Origin of the sequence: Enteractinococcus coprophilus (assembly GCF_006716305.1) — a bacterium.
GTDB lineage: Bacteria > Actinomycetota > Actinomycetes > Actinomycetales > Micrococcaceae > Yaniella > Yaniella coprophila.
Genome location: NZ_VFOU01000002.1, coordinates 274,583 through 291,930 on the forward strand (window position 1 = coordinate 274,583; position 17,348 = coordinate 291,930).

Below are 17,348 nucleotides of genomic sequence, written 5' to 3' on the forward strand. Positions count from 1 at the left end.
CGGAGCCAACATGAAACCCCAATGCACACCAACCGGTATCCTGCGTTTTGTCTGCGCAACAGTGATCGTCGGTTTGGCTGCTACCGGTTGTAGCACCTACGAAAATACCGAAGCCACACCACCGGACGCTTCGATATCCTCGACCCCGTCACATTCGCCATCACAACAGCAGCCCGAACCTACACAGCAGCAGTCTGAACCCGGCACCCAACCGGTCGGAGAGTTCAGTACGGGCAACTATGAATCCGACAACTGGCCAGACTTCGGTGACGCCAAAGGCGTGTATCCAGTCGCGATGCGCTCAGCGGTGCACGACGGGTTTGAACGGATTGTCATTGAGCATGCAGGGACCGGTACCCCGAGCATGCTGGCGCGATACACCGATGAACCCATGGCCCCCGGCTCTGGCGCTGACCTCGGCATCGACCAAGACGCGGTGTTGGAAGTTGTCTGGTCAGGGACCTCCAGCATTGACGATATGGATGTCGATCAGCTCATGCAAGTCAATGACCCGATCACCGATCTCAACACTACCGCAGCCCAAAGCGTCGTCGTTTTCCCTCCCTTTGAAGCAACCTCAAGCTACTTCATTGGCCTCGATGAGCAACGCCCCTATGCAGTGAAGATCCTGCAAGACCCGGTTCGGCTCGTTGTGGATATCCAAACCGACTAACTACTTCGTCGCGAGCCACCTGCAAACAATCTGCCAAGCAGATAGAATGACGGGTGGCTTATCGGTGGTCCAGTATGCCACCGAGTTTTCAGCCTGACACAAGGAGGAACTGGCACGTGGCCGAACCTAAAGAAATGACCATTACCGTAGATGACCAAACCACCCAGGTCGCTGAAGGAACCACAGGCAATGACCTGTTTGCCGAAGAAAAAACTACGGTAGTGATGAAGGTCGATGGCGTCCTACAGGATTTATTCCGCGTCATCCCCGCCGGTGCCAGCGTTGAACGCGTCGATATTACAGACCAGGAGGGCCTTGAAGTCCTGCGACACTCGACCGCGCACGTGCTAGCTCAGGCTGTCCAAGAGCTCCACCCGGGCGCCAAATTGGGCATCGGGCCATTTATTGAAGATGGTTTCTACTACGACTTTGATGTCGATGAACCCTTCACACCCGAAGACCTCAAAGACATCCAAAAGCGCATGATGCGCATCGTTAAAGCCGGTCAGACTTTCGATCGCCGCGCCGTGGATGAAACACAGGCCCGCGAAGAACTCGCCAACGAACCATATAAGCTGCAGCTGTTGGATCGTCAGCATGACGCCGAGGCCGCCGCCGAAGGTGCCGCTGTGGAAATCGGTGCCGGAGAAATCACCATCTATGACAACGTAGATCGCAAAGGTGAAGTCGTTTGGTACGACCTCTGTCGCGGCCCACACATCCCATCAACCAAACTTATTGCCAACGGTTTCGCACTGACCCGTGCCGCCGGCGCCTATTGGTTGGGCTCCGAAAACAACCCGCAGTTGCAGCGCATCTACGGCACCGCGTGGGCATCGAAAGATGACCTGGTGGCATACCAAGAGCGCATCGCTGAAGCAGAACGCCGCGACCACCGCAAAATCGGCGCCGAAATGGATCTGTTTTCCTTCCCAGATGAACTCGGTTCAGGTCTGCCGGTCTTCCACCCAAAGGGCGGGATCATCCGCAAAGAGATGGAAGACTACTCGCGCCGTCGCCACGAAGAAGCCGGCTACGAATTCGTCTACACCCCGCACATCACCAAGCAAAACCTGTACGAAACCTCGGGTCACCTCGACTGGTACGCCGATGGCATGTTCCCACCGATGCACATTGATGAGGTTCGAGACGAAGAAACCGGTGAAGTCACCCGGGCCGGGGCGGATTACTATTTGAAGCCCATGAACTGCCCGATGCACAACCTCATCTTTGCCTCCCGTGGCCGGTCTTACCGTGAACTGCCACTGCGGTTATTTGAGTTCGGTTCGGTCTACCGCTATGAGAAGTCCGGTGTGGTCCACGGCCTGACTCGTGTGCGCGGCATGACCCAGGACGACGCGCACATCTACTGCACCGAAGACCAGATGAAAGATGAGCTCACCACCACGTTGAATTTCGTGTTGGACTTGCTCAAAGATTTTGGCTTGGATGACTTCTACCTTGAGCTGTCCACCAGAGACCCAGAAAAATACGTCGGCAGTGAGGAAGTCTGGGACAACGCCACCCAGGTGCTGGCTGAAGTCGCCGAAGCCTCCGGACTCGAACTCGTGGATGATCCAGGCGGCGCTGCATTCTATGGACCAAAGATCTCCGTCCAGGCTCGAGATGCCCTGGGTCGTACCTGGCAGATGTCGACCATTCAGTTGGACTTCAACCTGCCAGAGCGCTTCGATCTGGAATACCAGGCAGCCGATGGCACCAGGCAACGTCCGGTGATGATTCACCGCGCGCTATTTGGTTCCATCGAACGCTTCATGGGTGTCATCACCGAACACTACGCTGGTGCTTTCCCAGCATGGTTAGCACCCGAACAGGTGATTGCCATCCCAGTAGCCGAAGCGTTCAACGACTATCTCTATGACATCGTTGACAAACTCAAAGCCCGGGGAATCCGTGCGCGAGTAGATGATTCCACGGACCGGTTCCCGAAGAAAATCCGCACTGCTGCCAAACACAAAGCACCATTTGTGCTGATTGCAGGTGGGGAAGACACCGAGGCGAACGCCGTGTCGTTCCGCTTCCGTGATGGGTCACAGGATAACGGTGTGCCCGTCGACGAAGCCATCGAACGCATTGTTACTGCAGTCGAGCAGCGTCAGCAGGTGTAGGAGAACATGGCGAACCCTGATGCAGATCGTGATGCAGAATTCACAGATGATTTTGCATTAGCAGGTACGCCGGATGCTTTTGAACGGTTATGGACTCCTCATCGGTTGGCCTACGTGTCTAAAGGACAAGGTCAGGTGACCGATGAGGAGTCCTGTCCGTTTTGCACTGCACCGCAGCGCGACGATGAGACTTCATTGATCGTTGCTCGTGGCACCACCTGTTATGTGGTAATGAACCTCTACCCCTATAATCCTGGTCATCTCTTGGTATGTCCTTACCGTCATATTCCTGACTACACTGACCTCACGGTTGAAGAAACTGCCGAGTTTGCGCAGCTGACACAAATCGGTATGGAGGTTTTGCGTGATGTCTCGAACGCGGCTGGCTTCAACCTTGGTATGAATCAAGGCAATGCCGGGGGAGCCGGCATTGCGGCACACTTGCATCAGCACATCGTACCCCGTTGGGGAGGGGACGGAAACTTCTTACCGATCATTGCTCAAACAAAGAATGTCACAGGCACCATCGGAGACATGCGGCAGATGATCGCGGACGCATGGCACGCGGGGGCCCAACGGTTTCTTGAACAGCAAGCGAGAGCTGTTGATGATCGTTAGATATGACACGCCTGAGGCGTAACTCTCAGTTCCCAGATAAAGCTCAAAAAGCCGAGACAATAGAGACATGATGTCGGAACCCCAGGATACGAAGAAGCGACCGCTCAATCTAGCGGAGTACTATTTGCTGACGTGTCTCGACCACCACGGCAAACTGCTGACCCAATCTCATACCGTTCGCGTCGGTCTTGCCGGAGCCATTCTCACCGATCTTGCCCGCAGGGAATGCCTGTATGTGACTCAAGAATTGGTCATGGTGAACTCGACAGCTGATGTTGATTTGGAAGAGCCCCTGGCCGCCGTTTTGCAGATCATGACAGATGCACCGGAGAACCAAGACGCCGAACACTGGATCAATCGATTCTCCCGACCGGCGCTTATGGATGCCATCATTGAAGCTTTACAAGTGCGAGGTGACATCGCTGTCATGACGAAACGATTTTTCGGCCTGGTGCCGCGTACGCGTTATGTGCCGGAAGAATCTTATGGTCGGATGGATATGTATGTGCGGTTGCGAGCTACCTTACTGGGCCGTGATACTGCTCTTGATGCCAGCACCTGGCCACTAGTACAACTGCTATATTCCACGGATGTTCTGACGCGCTTATTTCCGGGGTTGCAAAATAAGACGGTCAAGGAACGACTGGAAGCCTTTCATATGGAAGCTGCGCAGGAAGAACCCGCGATTGCGGAATCGCTTCAGGCGGTCGAAAACGCGATGGCCGAATCGCTCACCGCAACTCGGGGCCAAGCTACCGGAATGCGAGGTTAGAAAGATAACGCTTACCGGCTGATGTTGGCTACCACAGCTGAGGTTATAGTCAGAAAGTCATCAGTCCGAATCTCAATGGACACGCCTCGGCGGCCACCTGACACCCAGATTGTCTCATTGTCGCGGACAGAATCATCCACAACAAGAGGCAACCGGGTTCGCTGGCCCAGCGGTGAGATGCCACCGAGCACATAGCCAGTCTTTTGCTGAGCGAGCTTTGGATCTGCCATCTCTACACGTTTGGTACCCAGCGCTGTGGCAAGTCGTTTGAGATGCAGCATATCGGATACAGCTATCACAGCATTGGCTAGCCCGCGATCGGAAGACTCCACAAGTAGCGTCTTATAGATTCGTTGGGGTGCGATCGCAAGTTTCTGGGCGGCGTCAAGACCAAAGCCCTTGCCCGAGGTCTGAGGATCGTAGGTATATACCCGGTGCCAGACACCAGCTGCAGCCAGCGATTGCAGGGCTGGTGTTGCCCTACGTCCCGCAGCACTCATGCCAGATGATTGGTGATATTTCGTTTAATTCGACCAAGAAGTGCACTCATACCACGCAGCCGCAGCGGGGTCAGCGCCTTGGTCAGTCCCAGCTGGTTTGGGATATCGTCAGGCACACCCAAGATGACAGATGCTGGTTGACCGGAGAGCCCTTCGACCAAGACGCCGGCAAAGCCTCGCGTCGTGGGAGCTTCTGGTGGGGCCGAAATGATGATGGTGACCTCTGGGTCTGGTGAATCAGAGTATTCCAGAGCTAAAAACAGGGGAGTTTGGCATTCAGTGACCTGTTCCATTTCGTCTTCGTGCCCAGCGTAGCGTTCTGGTGGTTCTGGGAGGTTATCCGAGAACTCTAAAAGCAGTTCAAGACGTTCTTGTTCATACATGTTCTGGAAATCTTCAATGATTTCCTGTAGAACCTGTGGAGTTTTGACAGTCAATGAGAGCCTTTCTGTGGAGGTGATCCGCCGTCTAGTCTAACGCGAATCATCGCAGAAATATTTCGCCGGTATCGGAAGGACTCCGATACCGGCGAATACAGCATGTCAACTAGCTCGGTGCCTGACCTGGTTGTGGACCAACAACGATTGGGAGACCAACGCTGTTGCCCCACTCGGTCCACGATCCGTCATAGTTTCGGACAGATTCATAGCCCAGGAGGTAGCGCAGCACAAACCAGGTGTGGGCTGAACGTTCGCCGATGCGGCAATAGACGATCACTTTATCGGTTTTGCCCAGATTGGCGTTCTCTGCGTAGAGTTCGTGGAGTTCACCGCGGGATTTGAACGTACCATCTTCATTAGCGGCGGTCGCCCATGGGACCGATTCAGCGGTTGGGATGTGACCACCGCGCAGGGTTCCTTCCTGCGGGTAGCCGGCCATGTGGGTGGTCTCACCGGTATATTCTGGATTGGAGCGCACATCAATAAGTGGTAATTCACCAATGCTTTCCAGAACTTGTGCTTTATTTGCACGCTCGGTGTTATCGTTACGCTCGACAACAGGGTAGGTACCCTGGGTGACTTCGGGCACGTCGCGGGTGATTTCGCGGCCTTCAGCGATCCATTTGTCGCGACCACCGTTCATCAGACGCACATCTTCGTGACCGTAGAGTGTGAAGACCCACAGCGCATACGCTGCCCACCAGTTGGATTTATCGCCATAAAAGATCACGGTGGTGTCAGGGCTGATGCCCTTTGAGGCCGCCATGTTGGCGAAAGCTTCAGGACCAATGAAGTCACGGGTTACTGGGTCATTAAGTTCGGTATGCCAATCGATTTTTACTGCACCGGGGATGTGACCGGTGGAATACAGCAGTGTGTCTTCATTCGACTCGAGTACAACAACATTTGGATGGTCTTTGTGCTCGGCGACCCACTGGGTTGAAACCAGTTTTTCAGGGTGCGCGTAGTCGGATTGTTCCACGGGAACTGTTGTCGTCATGAAGGAAAGTGCCTTTCGTAGTGGTTGGCCGTCAGCGGGTGACACGTATAGATATTAAGGATACAACCCTGTGCGTTATTTGCCGGCTGCCCCGTCACACTAGTACTTCTAGGCACGCTGTAAAAGTAATAGTGCATCCGGGATTCTAGCGCGTTTTAGGATGGAAAGGTTGGGCGACTGCATGAGTGGTCGACATTACTGTAATAGTCAAGGATGGGAATTGTCGTGACAGAAATCGTAGCTCTATCGGAGCGAAACCCGCAGGTTTCTTCCGAAGAACTTCTGGCAGGGTTTCATCCGTCATATCGCTTTGGCGAAGTATCTTTCGACACTTATATCCCAGACCCCGCTCACCCCTCACAAGCTGAAGCTGTAGAACGCCTGAAAGCGTTTGCCGCATCTATGAAAACACCCAAAAAACCGGGTGGCTTCTTTTCAATGTTTCGACGTGACGCGAAAAAGGCCAATACAAAAAATGGCAACGGTCAACCTAATGGTATCTACCTTGATGGTGGCTTCGGAGTTGGTAAAACCCACTTACTTGCATCGCTATGGCACGCAGCACCAGGACGAAAAGCCTTCGGCACCTTCGTCGAATACACGAACCTCGTAGGGGCTCTGAGCTTCACCACCACCGTTGAGGTCCTGAAAGAGTACAGCCTAGTATGTATCGACGAATTTGAGCTCGATGACCCAGGCGACACCGTTTTGATGTCCCGATTGATGCGCGAGCTCTCTGATGCTGGCGTGAAACTTGCCGCGACCTCGAATACGTTGCCAGGGGCTCTGGGGGAAGGTCGCTTTGCGGCTCAAGACTTCAAACGCGAGATCCAAGTGCTGTCGGATCAGTTTGAAACAATCCGTGTGGACGGTGAAGACTTCCGCCATCGCGGTCTAGAAAGTGCTCCAGAACCAGTCTCAGTCGGTACGGAATTGCAGACGGCCAAAGACAACTTCCCGGACGAAAACGTCTTTGCGGTGGATGACTGGACTGCTCTGACGAAAAACCTCTCCCGGGTTCACCCATCACGGTATCGAGAGCTCGTAAAAGATGTCGACGTGTTAGTGCTAAAAGACGTCACCACGATCACCGAACAGGCCATGGCGCTGCGATTTGTTGTACTAGCAGACCGGCTCTATGACAAGGACGTCCCAGTCGTGGCATCCGGTGTGCCATTCGAACACCTCTTTACCGAAGACATGATGGCTGGCGGCTACATGAAAAAGTACTTCCGCACAGTGTCGCGTATGACGGCACTAGCGCGCGAAGGACAGCTGGGCGAAAAGGCTCTCTAGCCCTCCACACTTCCTCAAGGCTCCGTCGTTGTATGTAACGGGGGAGACTTTTGCAAGGAGAATCAACCTTTATGGGACACCCTAGGCCGTCATTCTAGAAGGTGTTAGCGAAATTCTTTACGGAAGTTTTGAATCCGTTCGTACTAGTCGCAGCACTTTTAACATTCGTTGCATGGTTGACCGATCCCTCGTGGGGTCAAACGGCATCGATCGCGGTGTTTTTCATTTCGATTGTCCCGCTGGCAACTTCTTTGGTGCTGGTTCGACTGGGGAAGGCGACGGATAAATACATTCGTCACCGAACGCAACGGCATACTTTTTATGCAATTACCCTAGGATCCATACTGGTTGGGGCGGTGCTCGTGTTCGCGCTGGACACGAGCACCGAGGCTCGCTGGATGTTGGTGTTTGCCGTTGGGACGATGCTAGTTGTTATGGCTTTTAATCGGCGGCTAAAGATCAGCATGCATTCGCTTATGGCGGCGCTATGTGCCGTGATTTTTTCGACTGGATTGCCTTACATTGCCGTACTTGTCATGTCCCTTATCGTCTGGGCGGGAGTGAGCTGGTCCAGGGTTTTCCTAGCGCGGCATAGCCTTATTGAGGTACTGTCTGGTTCTGTGTTGGGCAGTATCGTAGCCGTTGCTTTTCTCACGGTTGTGGGAGGGCTGCCGTCGCCATGGGAGTGCGGTGGCGAATAATGACAGGGTGACATCTACACGGCCTCTCGCATCACGTAGAGCTCTGGAAAGACGGCCGTAACCGCCCGCCCTGTGTTTCGGGCGTTTGTCTCCAGTTCCTGCGCTGATCACGATCCCTGTGAAGTCTCTGCTGCTAGACACCAGTCAACCAAGACCGCACCGACTGGCTGATCACCGAGCGTTGGAACTGCCAACGCTGATGCATCTCGACCTAAGACGGTGAGCTCTGGGCGAGCATGCGCTCTGGCTCAATCGAAGCTCCGATTCGCTCACGCTGTGCAGCAAATTCATCTCACTAGATTAGACGAACTGCACGGACGATGAGTCGGCTGCCAGTCACCTGCCATTCACCGGACTCGATCTCGAGTGCTGTGCAATTAGCCACGGCTGGGGCAGATGAACCCGCCCATGACACGTCCGCATCCCCTTTGGCAAATAAGCCACAATGGACAACGTTTGCAGTATCGGAGAGTCTTCTGTGGAAAACAAAAACCCCGGTTTTTATACCGGGGTTTTTATCGAGAGCGGATGACGGGATTCGAACCCGCGACCCCCACCTTGGCAAGGTGGTGCTCTAGCCAGCTGAGCTACATCCGCGTGAATTACTAGGAGAGTAATCCTGTGCGCGATACTGGACTCGAACCAGTGACCTCTTCCGTGTCGGGGAAGCGCGCTAACCAACTGCGCCAATCGCGCTTGTGTTTCAACTAGTGAAACCCAAGTTCTTGCAGATACCTACGATAGCATCTTTCTTACTATCTCAGAAATCCGATCGAGGTGGGGACGGGAATCGAACCCGCGTACGCGGCTTTGCAGGCCGCTGCCTCACCATTCGGCCACCCCACCCTGAGGGTGTTGCGAGCGGATGACGGGATTCGAACCCGCGACCCCCACCTTGGCAAGGTGGTGCTCTAGCCAGCTGAGCTACATCCGCAGACGAGGTGAACTTCTGTTCTGAAGTTGTTCACCGTGTGTCCAACAGATAAGAACTATACACAACAAAAATTCAAAAGCGCAAATTCAACCCACCGAAGGGTTTCGTGTCGGGCGGAAACGCTTATCGCGTCCTCGGGATGGCCAATAATAGAGAGCATGACTCAACCTCAACTTGCTCATCAAACGAACGCCGGAAGAATGTACTCCCGATCCCTGCTGGGACTACCTGAAGTTCCCTCAATCACCACTGTTATCGGGCAGCAACACCTGGATTTGACCGGCTGGGCGAGTCACATGGCCACCTCAGCGCTGATCACCGACACGCGCCTGCCGGGAGCGGTTGGGTCACCTGCAAAATTAAAGACCCTGGCACGTCAATGCAATGATGCAGCAGAACGTTTTCGCGACGATTCCGCAGCCAGGGGTGACAGGGTTCACGACTATGCGGAGCAGGTCGCCCTCCGCGCGCTGGGCATGCCCCACAACTTGGCGGAGGCCCGCGAGGCACTTGCTCAGCATCGCGAGGTCAACTTCGCTGATCGATTTGATGAATGGTGGGAGACCTATCAGGTCAAACCATTGGCCGCTGAAATCACCGTGTGGAACCACACGGTCGGTTATGCGGGCACCTTGGATTTGGTGGCAGAAATCGGTGGGCGAGTGTGCCTCATCGATTACAAAACTCGCGGCACCGACCGGTTCGGACGTGTCAAAGGTCTCAGCGACAATGTCGTGATGCAATTAGCGGCCGGGTTTAAAGCTGAGGAATCCCTGGTCGACGCAGAAGCGGGCACCTGGGAACCATGGGCATACGGTGAGGACGCGATGCTCATTGGGGTAGCAGTCGGAGAGACCGAGGTCGTGGCCTATCAAGCGAACCCGCAAACGCTACCGCAGTATTGGCAAAAATTCTGGGCGCTGCGTCAGGTGTGGCAATACCAGCAAGCAGTGGAGGCTGCGCCTACCCCGCTGCAACCACTCGCACCACCCATTGCGATGGCACAACATTCCTAAAGCTGCTTGGGTAGTCTTATCCCGTGAGTGTTTTATCTATTCGGACTATCCCAGATCCAGTTTTACGCAGTCAAACTGCGCCCGTTACCCCCAGCCGGCTCGGCTCTAGCGGCCTCAAGCGTCTCATCGACTCCATGTACGAAACCATGGAAGCAGTCAATGGGGTCGGTTTGGCTGGCCCACAGGTGGGTATCGGTCAGGCGATCTTCGTTTTCAACCTTGAAGGACGGCGCGGTCACGTCATCAATCCGGTCATTGAAACCTGGGGTGACATCACCCATGAGCCCCGAGAAGGGTGCTTGTCGGTTCCCGAGCTCTATTACACTCCGCCGCGGGCGCAATTCGCCAAAGTTCAAGGTGTCAATAGCGACGGCGACGCCGTGGAATACGAGGGCGAGGGTCTCTTCGCCAGGATGCTGCAACATGAGGTCGACCACCTCAATGGTTACCTATTCGTCGACCGACTCGAAGGTGAACAACGACGCGAAGCCCGCCGCGCCATGGTCTCATCAAAGTTTATGGAAGCTACCCAGAAGATTAACTCTCAGCGCTCCCATGAGATCAGCTCGACCTTCGGTTCGGGCGCCACTTTTGGTCAAGCAACGTCATAAAGGAAGTACATGCGAATCGTATTTGCCGGGACCCCAGAACCTGCGGTCGCCTCACTGGACGCTCTGATTGAAGCGGGACAACAGGTCGTCGGCGTCTTAACCCGCACCGACGCGAAAGTCGGTCGCAAGCGCGTGCTGACCCCTTCACCGGTGGCCGCCCGCGCAGCAGAATTGGGACTACCGGTCATCAAGGCCGATGGCTTCAACACCCCTGATGGCCAAGCCGCCATTGACCAGCTCAAAGAACTACAACCCGATATCGGTGCGGTGGTCGCATATGGTGGACTGTTGCCGCAACACGTCCTCGACATGCTGCCCAAAGGATGGGTGAATCTGCACTTTTCGCTGTTGCCGGCATATCGGGGTGCGGCTCCGGTGCAGTGGGCCATCATCAACCAAGAGACCCAAACTGGAGCTGCCGTCTTCCAGTTAGAGGCAGGTCTCGATACCGGACCGGTATTTTCCACTTTGTCCCGCCCCTTGGCAGCCGACGAGACCGCCGGCGACGTCCTAACAGACCTCGCTACCACTGGTGCTGAGCTCTTAGCCAGCACACTATCCGATATCGCTGCGGGAGCTGCGGAGTCCACCCCTCAACAAGGTGAGGTCACCTGGGCACCAAAACTTGCCAGTCAACAGGCAAAGGTAGACCCCGCACAACCCGCCGACGTCGTGCGAGGATTAATCAACGGCACGTCGCCGGCCCCCGGGGCATGGGGGATATTAGAAACTGGTGCCGGACAGCCGCAGCGCTTCAAAATCGGCAGGGCGCGCCCGGTAAATGACCCGCCTGCACACGACCAACAACCAGGAGCATTCCTTCTGGAAGCAAAACGAGTGCTTCTGGTATGTCAAGATGGTGTTATTGAACTCACCGACGTCCAGCCAGCGGGCAAGAAAATGATGCGCGCAACCGACTGGGCGCGCGGCGTGGATGAGGCCGTAAGACTACAAACGTCGATCACGCACCCAGACGAGTTTCAGGTCAACTAAGGACGAAGAATTTGGCAGACGACACCTCACAAGACCGCCGCAACACGAAAGGGCGCCAACGCAACCGCGGACAAACCGGGCGCCAACGCAAATATTCCGCCTCCGCCCCGGCACAACGCAAGCGTTCCAGCGACCCCGCACGGCTGACCGCATTCCAGATCCTGCAAGCCGTCACGCACGAGGACGCCTACGCCAACCTGATCCTACCCACCCGCATCCGACGTAATAACCTTGATCGTCAGGATGCAGCGTTTGCCACCGAGCTCACGTATGGAACGCTGCGGTCAGTCGGCACCTACGACGCCATTCTGAGCCGCTGTGTTGATCGGCCGCTTAAAAAGCTTGATGCACCGGTCCTGGACGCCCTGCGGATCGGTACCCACCAGCTACTGAATATGCGCGTGCCACCACACGCGGCCCTGGATACCACCGTTGCGCTGGTGCGCGACCAAATCGGAGCAGGCCCTTCCGGCCTGGTCAACGCCGTGCTGCGGAAGGTCAGCGAGCGCAGCCTGGAGGAATGGCTCGATGAGCTAGCACCGGGTGAATCCGATACGGACCTCTCCATCCGGTATGCGCACCCCACCTGGATTCTGCGCGCCATAAAACAATCACTTGTTGCCAACGGTCGTGTCCCAGAAGACTTCCACGCCGTCCTGGCCGCAAATAATATTGCCCCCGAGCTGAACCTCATCGCCCTGCCCGGAATCGGCGATCTGCAACCGGTGCTGGAATACGGTGCACAACCGTCCGACCTGGCACCCGACGCCGCAGTATTTGTTGGTGGCGATGCCGGCCGCATCCCCGGGGTGGCCGAGGGCACGGTTCGGGTCCAAGACATCGGCTCGCAACTCACCGCCCGCGCACTGGTCACGGCTCGCAAGATTGAGCCAGGAGAGTCCTGGTTGGATATGTCTGCTGGACCCGGCGGCAAAGCCGCGGTCCTGGCGTCCTTCGCGCAAGCCCAGGGTGCCACCCTGCTGGCCAACGACGTCTCCGAACACCGTACGAAACTGGTTGCACAAGCCCTACGAGTAGTGGATGAGGATGTGTGGACGACGTCGGTCGCCGATGGCGTGGAACTGGCCAAGGATCCCGCGAATGTCCAACGCTTTGATCGGATCCTGCTTGATGCCCCGTGTACCGGTTTAGGCGCGCTGCGTCGTCGTCCAGAATCTCGGTGGCGCCGGACCCCTCAAGACCTGGCAACGCTGACCCAGTTACAGGCCCAGCTGCTAGACGCCGCCATCACCATGCTCAAACCCGGTGGCTTGTTGGCGTATGTCACCTGTTCGCCGCATATCGGCGAAACCGTCCTGCAGGTATCCGACCTCCAGAAACGCAATTCGGCCGTGAAACTCCTCGATTCGGCCACTGCACTGCAAGACGCGGCACGACAACACGAGGACGGATCCGCACTGGAACGTGCCACCATTACTGCCGACGACGCCGAAGCAAATACCGCGCAGTTGTGGCCCGACCTACACAAAACTGACGCCATGTTCTTTGCCCTATTGACTCACTGATCAACAGCGAACCAGACCTCAAGGAGCCCGACCGTGACCGGTATCCACATCCATCCGTCCATTCTGTCCGCAGATTTTGCACGCCTCGCCGATGAAATCGCGCGTGTCCAGAACTCTGACGCCATTCACGTGGACGTTATGGACAATCATTTCGTACCCAACCTGACCATGGGAACACCGGTGGTCCAGGCTATTCGCGCCGCAACTGACAAGCCGCTTGATATTCACCTGATGATCGAAGACGCCGACCGATGGGCGCCAGACTACGCGGATCTGGGGGCTGAATCCGTCACGTTCCACGTCGAGGCATCCAAAGCACCGATCCGGTTGGCACGGGAATTGCGTGCCCGCGGCACTAAAGCGTCGATGGCGCTGAAACCCGCCACGCCAATTGAGCCGTATATGGACATGCTCACCGAGCTCGACATGATCCTGTTGATGACGGTAGAACCCGGATTTGGTGGCCAGTCATTCCTCGACGTCGTCCTGCCAAAAATCCGCCGTGCACGCCAGGCAATCGAAGATGCCGGTGTGCCAATTGCGCTGCAGGTCGATGGGGGAGTCGCCCCCGATACAATCGAACGTGCCGCCGAGGCCGGAGCCGATGTTTTCGTGGCCGGGTCGGCGGTATATTCGGCTGATGATCCAGCCAAAGCTATCGACGAGCTGCGCACTTTGGCACGCAACGCCCAACACTAAGGAACCTGACCATGCAGTGGCTCATCGACCTATTTAACTGGACCATCCCGATCGGCGGCGGTGGGCTACTGATGCGCGAGGTCTTCGGGAATGTATTTGGGCTGGCCTCAGCCCTCGGCGGGATGCAACGCAAAGTCTGGGCCTGGCCGGTTGGCATCATCGGGAACGTCACACTGCTGACCGTGTTTCTCAGCAGCATTTTTGGTGGGGCCGACGCCGCGAACCTGCTGGGACAAGCCGGACGCCAGATCATGTTCATCACCGTTTCCATCTATGGGTGGTATCAGTGGCAAAAATCACGCGGTATGCAACACGGCAGCGGAAAAAGCACCGCGATTGTACCGACATGGGCCTCCTGGCCCACCCGAATTGCACTGGTAGTCATCCTGGTTGGTGGAACTCTTGCGCTGACCCCGCTGTTTCGGACACTAGGATCCTTTGAGCCGGTCTGGGCAGATGCCTGGACATTTGTCGGCTCCCTGCTGGCGACTTTTGGGATGGCCAAGGGCTGGGTCGAATTTTGGCTCATCTGGGTGGTCGTCGATATTGTCGGCGTCCCGCTGCTCTTCTCGGCCGGCTACTACGCGACGGCGTTTATGTACGTGTTCTACGGGGTCTTTACGCTGATCGGCTTCTTTGTGTGGGCGCGTGCCCGAGCGCGCGAAAAACCCGCGGTCGAAACGCTCATGCCCGACCCAACCCTGCAAGAGCCGGGTGAACACCACGTGAATTCATGACCCAACTGTGTCACGAAATGCGCAGTTGTCCACAAAGCCGGTCACAAACAACTACGCTAGGAGGTGTGAAAACCTTCGAAGAACTCTTTGCTGAACTGACTGAAAAAGCGCGCACCCGCCCGGACGGTTCCGGAACGGTAGAACAATTGGACGCCGGGGTGCATGCTATCGGCAAGAAAGTTGTCGAAGAGGCTGCCGAAGTCTGGATGGCTGCACGATACGAAACCAACGATGAGACAGCCGAGGAAATCTCGCAGCTGCTCTACCACCTCCAAGTCATGATGCTGGCCAAGGGTATCTCCTTGGACGACGTCTATAAATACCTCTAACTAGGAGAATCGAACGCAATATGTTGCGCATTGCTGTGCCCAACAAGGGCTCGTTGTCCGAGGCTGCTCGTGAAACCCTGATCGAAGCCGGCTACCGTCAGCGTCGCGATTCCAAAGAACTGGTGTTCGTAGACCCGGACAACGGTGTCGAGTTTTTCTATCTGCGACCCCGCGACATCGCCATCTATGTAGCCAAAGGAACCCTCGACGCCGGGCTGACCGGCCGCGATTTGTTCTTAGACGCTCAAGTCGGTGACGCTGCCGAAGAAATTATGGCCCTGGGTTTTGCTCGATCGACCTTCCGTTTCGCTGCCCCCGTCGGAGCCTTCTCCTCGGTTGAAGAGCTTGCCGGGAAACGCATTGCTACCTCCTACGACGGACTGCTCTCGGATTACCTGAAGTCTTCAGCAATCGCCACCGATAAGATCGTGCACCTTGATGGTGCGGTTGAATCTTCGGTCAAACTCGGTGTTGCCGATGCGATTGCCGACGTCGTGGAGACCGGCTCAACCCTCAAGGCCGCCGGGATGGAAATCCTTGGCGAACCGATCTTGCGATCCGAAGCCATTTTGATTGGCCAAACCGGCAAACACCCCCATGGGCTGGATAAACTTACCCAACGCCTCCACGGTGTTTTAGTCGCGCGCGAGTACGTCATGGTCGATTACGACGTGCCACGGGCACACATGGACGCCGCGCTGAAAGTCACCCCGGGTCTGGAATCGCCGACCATTTCCCCGTTGGCCGATGACAACTGGGTTGCTGTGCGCTCCATGGCGAAGAAAAAAGACATGAACCGCATCATGGACGAGCTCTACGAAATGGGCGCCAAAGCCATTTTGGCATCAGCCATTCACGCCATCCGTCTCTAACCCCAACCAACCGCGAGGAATATTATGAGCACTGCAATTCGCGTCATCCCATGTTTGGATGTCAATAACGGCCGAGTCGTCAAAGGCGTCAATTTCGAAAACCTGCGAGATGCAGGGGACCCGGTTGAACTCGCTCATCGCTACAATGCTGCAGGAGCCGATGAACTCACCTTCCTCGACGTCACGGCAACCACAGAAAACCGAGACACAACCTACGAGTTGGTGAACGCGACCGCCAAGCAAGCCTTCATCCCCCTGACCGTGGGCGGCGGTATTCGCAGCGTTGAGCACGTTGAACAGTTATTGCGCAACGGTGCCGATAAGGTCTCGATCAGCTCGGCTGCCGTGAGCAATCCAGAGCTCATCAACGAGATCGCACAGCGCTGGGGTGCCCAGGTTCTGGTGCTCTCACTCGATGCACGCTCAAACCCTGAACTGCCTTCCGGCTATGAAGTCATGATCAAAGGCGGCCAAGAAGGCACCGGCAAAGACGCTATCGAATGGGTCAAAGAAGCCGAAGAACGCGGCGTAGGCGAAATCCTTATCAACTCGATTGACGCCGATGGCACCCGCGATGGTTTCGATCTGGAGATGATTCGCGCGATCCGCGCCGCCGTCGGCGTGCCTTTGATTGCCTCTGGGGGAGCGGGCGAACCGGCGCACTTCCCACCGGCTATCGACGCCGGGGCGAACGCCGTACTGGCCGCGTCCCTGTTTCACTACGGACCAGACGACATGATCAAACAGGTCAAAGACGCCATCGAAGCTGCCGGCTACCCGGTTCGCCGCTAGGCACTGGCTCTGCCCGTTACGGGCGGTCAATCAATACCAGAGCGTGGTCCGGTCGGCCTAGAGCGTGCAGCACAAGCTCCCCGGCCGGACCCGTCACAAACGTTTGTGCTGTGCCGCGTTTGGCAACGATGCGTTCGCCATTTGTCCGAATCAACACGTACCCGGTTTTGGCATGCGCATAATAACTGCGCGCGTGTTCCCGCAGTTGCTCAAATAAGGCATCGGCATAGGCGTCCGTCAATTTTCTTGGTGCCCACCGCGTCTGGGCACGCCGGATGTCTTCGGTGTGCACAAAGAAATGCAGCAACAAGCTATCGGTTTGGGGCTTCCGCGGAGAGACGGCTTGACGTAACCGGGTGAACACCGATTGGCGCGGGGGCGCCGGACGTTCTTCGGGACCATCGGCGATCCTTCGCACCAGGTTATAAAATGCCTTGCGGGACGAGGACTCTTCCCCCAACTTCGCAATCGCAGCCTGACGTGCCGCCGATTTGGAACCGAAACCGCCTTCGGTGACATGATGTGGGTTCTCGCGCAAATATACCGCGGCGGCCAAATGTTGTGTCTGCCACTCATCGACCAGGGTGGGTTCGTTAGGCCCGGCAGCGTATAAGGCTGCTACGAGCGCGTCACGAGACGCTGCAACGAAGTCGTCGCCGTCGTAACTGGTGGATCCCGCAGATATGTTTGTCACATATGTGAAATTATCA

19 protein-coding genes and 4 tRNA genes are annotated in these 17,348 nt (G+C 56.2%); 15 read left to right on the plus strand and 8 right to left on the minus strand.

Annotated elements, in window-relative coordinates; genetic code table 11:
- Positions 1-10 precede the first annotated feature (10 nt).
- The 4 genes from FB556_RS06025 (at position 11) to FB556_RS06040 (ending at position 4,192) form a co-directional block, all read left to right on the plus strand.
- On the plus strand, positions 11-673 hold the full coding sequence (locus FB556_RS06025) for an AMIN-like domain-containing (lipo)protein (RefSeq protein ID WP_141865796.1): 663 nt from the start codon (positions 11-13) through the stop codon (positions 671-673).
- Between the two features lie 116 nt (positions 674-789).
- Positions 790-2,802: a threonine--tRNA ligase gene (thrS, locus tag FB556_RS06030; protein ID WP_141865797.1), complete on the plus strand. Its 2,013-nt coding sequence runs from the start codon at positions 790-792 to the stop codon at positions 2,800-2,802.
- A 6-nt stretch (positions 2,803-2,808) separates the two neighbouring features.
- A complete protein-coding gene (locus FB556_RS06035) occupies positions 2,809-3,420 on the plus strand; it encodes an HIT family protein (RefSeq protein ID WP_141865799.1) in 612 nt (203 codons plus the stop codon).
- Positions 3,421-3,487: 67 nt separating this feature from the next.
- Positions 3,488-4,192 carry a GOLPH3/VPS74 family protein gene (locus FB556_RS06040; RefSeq protein WP_141865801.1) on the plus strand — a complete coding sequence of 235 codons (705 nt, stop codon included), beginning with the start codon at positions 3,488-3,490 and terminating at the stop codon, positions 4,190-4,192.
- A gap of 11 nt (positions 4,193-4,203) precedes the next feature.
- On the opposite strand, the gene FB556_RS06045 is transcribed toward FB556_RS06040, so the two are convergent.
- The 3 genes from FB556_RS06045 to FB556_RS06055 all read right to left on the minus strand — a co-directional run bounded on the left by FB556_RS06045 (position 4,204) and on the right by FB556_RS06055 (position 6,132).
- A complete protein-coding gene (locus tag FB556_RS06045) occupies positions 4,204-4,692 on the minus strand; it encodes an aminoacyl-tRNA deacylase (RefSeq protein WP_141865803.1) in 489 nt (162 codons plus the stop codon).
- Positions 4,689-5,129: a SufE family protein gene (locus FB556_RS06050; protein WP_281280471.1), complete on the minus strand. Its 441-nt coding sequence runs from the start codon at positions 5,127-5,129 to the stop codon at positions 4,689-4,691. Before FB556_RS06050 ends, FB556_RS06045 begins: the two co-directional genes overlap by 4 nt.
- A 109-nt stretch (positions 5,130-5,238) precedes the next feature.
- Positions 5,239-6,132 (minus strand): sulfurtransferase, encoded by an 894-nt coding sequence (locus FB556_RS06055; protein ID WP_141865805.1) that lies wholly within the window; start codon positions 6,130-6,132, stop codon positions 5,239-5,241.
- Positions 6,133-6,357: 225 nt separating this feature from the next.
- Between FB556_RS06055 and zapE the strand changes: the two genes are divergently transcribed.
- Positions 6,358-7,428, plus strand: a complete 1,071-nt coding sequence (gene zapE / locus FB556_RS06060; protein ID WP_141865807.1) for a cell division protein ZapE — start codon at positions 6,358-6,360, stop codon at positions 7,426-7,428.
- Positions 7,429-7,529: 101 nt separating this feature from the next.
- On the plus strand, positions 7,530-8,129 hold the full coding sequence (locus FB556_RS06065) for a phosphatase PAP2 family protein (RefSeq protein WP_141865809.1): 600 nt from the start codon (positions 7,530-7,532) through the stop codon (positions 8,127-8,129).
- A 523-nt stretch (positions 8,130-8,652) separates the two neighbouring features.
- Here the strand turns inward: FB556_RS06065 and FB556_RS06070 are convergent.
- The 4 genes from FB556_RS06070 to FB556_RS06085 all read right to left on the minus strand — a co-directional run bounded on the left by FB556_RS06070 (position 8,653) and on the right by FB556_RS06085 (position 9,063).
- Positions 8,653-8,726 (minus strand) — tRNA-Gly (locus FB556_RS06070).
- A gap of 25 nt (positions 8,727-8,751) precedes the next feature.
- Positions 8,752-8,825, minus strand: a tRNA-Val gene (locus FB556_RS06075).
- Between the two features lie 79 nt (positions 8,826-8,904).
- Positions 8,905-8,975, minus strand: a tRNA-Cys gene (locus tag FB556_RS06080).
- Positions 8,976-8,989: 14 nt separating this feature from the next.
- Positions 8,990-9,063: transfer RNA gene (locus FB556_RS06085), tRNA-Gly, on the minus strand.
- A gap of 158 nt (positions 9,064-9,221) precedes the next feature.
- Between FB556_RS06085 and FB556_RS06090 the strand changes: the two genes are divergently transcribed.
- From FB556_RS06090 to hisF, 9 genes are all read left to right on the plus strand, one after another.
- Entirely contained in the window at positions 9,222-10,079 is an 858-nt protein-coding gene (locus FB556_RS06090) for a PD-(D/E)XK nuclease family protein (RefSeq protein ID WP_141865810.1), read from the plus strand.
- 23 nt (positions 10,080-10,102) lie between these two features.
- Entirely contained in the window at positions 10,103-10,690 is a 588-nt protein-coding gene (gene def, locus FB556_RS06095) for a peptide deformylase (RefSeq protein ID WP_141865812.1), read from the plus strand.
- 9 nt (positions 10,691-10,699) lie between these two features.
- Complete coding sequence (fmt, locus tag FB556_RS06100; RefSeq protein ID WP_141865814.1) at positions 10,700-11,683, plus strand: methionyl-tRNA formyltransferase; 984 nt, start codon at positions 10,700-10,702, stop codon at positions 11,681-11,683.
- Positions 11,684-11,694: 11 nt separating this feature from the next.
- Positions 11,695-13,209, plus strand: coding sequence for an RsmB/NOP family class I SAM-dependent RNA methyltransferase (locus FB556_RS06105; RefSeq protein WP_141865816.1), 1,515 nt, complete (start codon positions 11,695-11,697; stop codon positions 13,207-13,209).
- Between the two features lie 33 nt (positions 13,210-13,242).
- Positions 13,243-13,908, plus strand: a complete 666-nt coding sequence (gene rpe, locus FB556_RS06110; protein WP_141865818.1) for a ribulose-phosphate 3-epimerase — start codon at positions 13,243-13,245, stop codon at positions 13,906-13,908.
- An 11-nt stretch (positions 13,909-13,919) separates the two neighbouring features.
- Complete coding sequence (gene pnuC, locus FB556_RS06115) at positions 13,920-14,645, plus strand: nicotinamide riboside transporter PnuC (protein WP_141865820.1); 726 nt, start codon at positions 13,920-13,922, stop codon at positions 14,643-14,645.
- 65 nt (positions 14,646-14,710) lie between these two features.
- Positions 14,711-14,974: a phosphoribosyl-ATP diphosphatase gene (locus FB556_RS06120; protein ID WP_141865822.1), complete on the plus strand. Its 264-nt coding sequence runs from the start codon at positions 14,711-14,713 to the stop codon at positions 14,972-14,974.
- 20 nt (positions 14,975-14,994) lie between these two features.
- A complete protein-coding gene (hisG, locus tag FB556_RS06125) occupies positions 14,995-15,846 on the plus strand; it encodes an ATP phosphoribosyltransferase (protein ID WP_141865824.1) in 852 nt (283 codons plus the stop codon).
- Between the two features lie 24 nt (positions 15,847-15,870).
- Complete coding sequence (gene hisF / locus FB556_RS06130) at positions 15,871-16,638, plus strand: imidazole glycerol phosphate synthase subunit HisF (protein WP_141865826.1); 768 nt, start codon at positions 15,871-15,873, stop codon at positions 16,636-16,638.
- A gap of 16 nt (positions 16,639-16,654) precedes the next feature.
- On the opposite strand, the gene FB556_RS06135 is transcribed toward hisF, so the two are convergent.
- A complete protein-coding gene (locus tag FB556_RS06135; RefSeq protein ID WP_141865828.1) occupies positions 16,655-17,332 on the minus strand; it encodes a maleylpyruvate isomerase family mycothiol-dependent enzyme in 678 nt (225 codons plus the stop codon).
- Between the last annotated feature and the right edge of the window lie 16 nt (positions 17,333-17,348).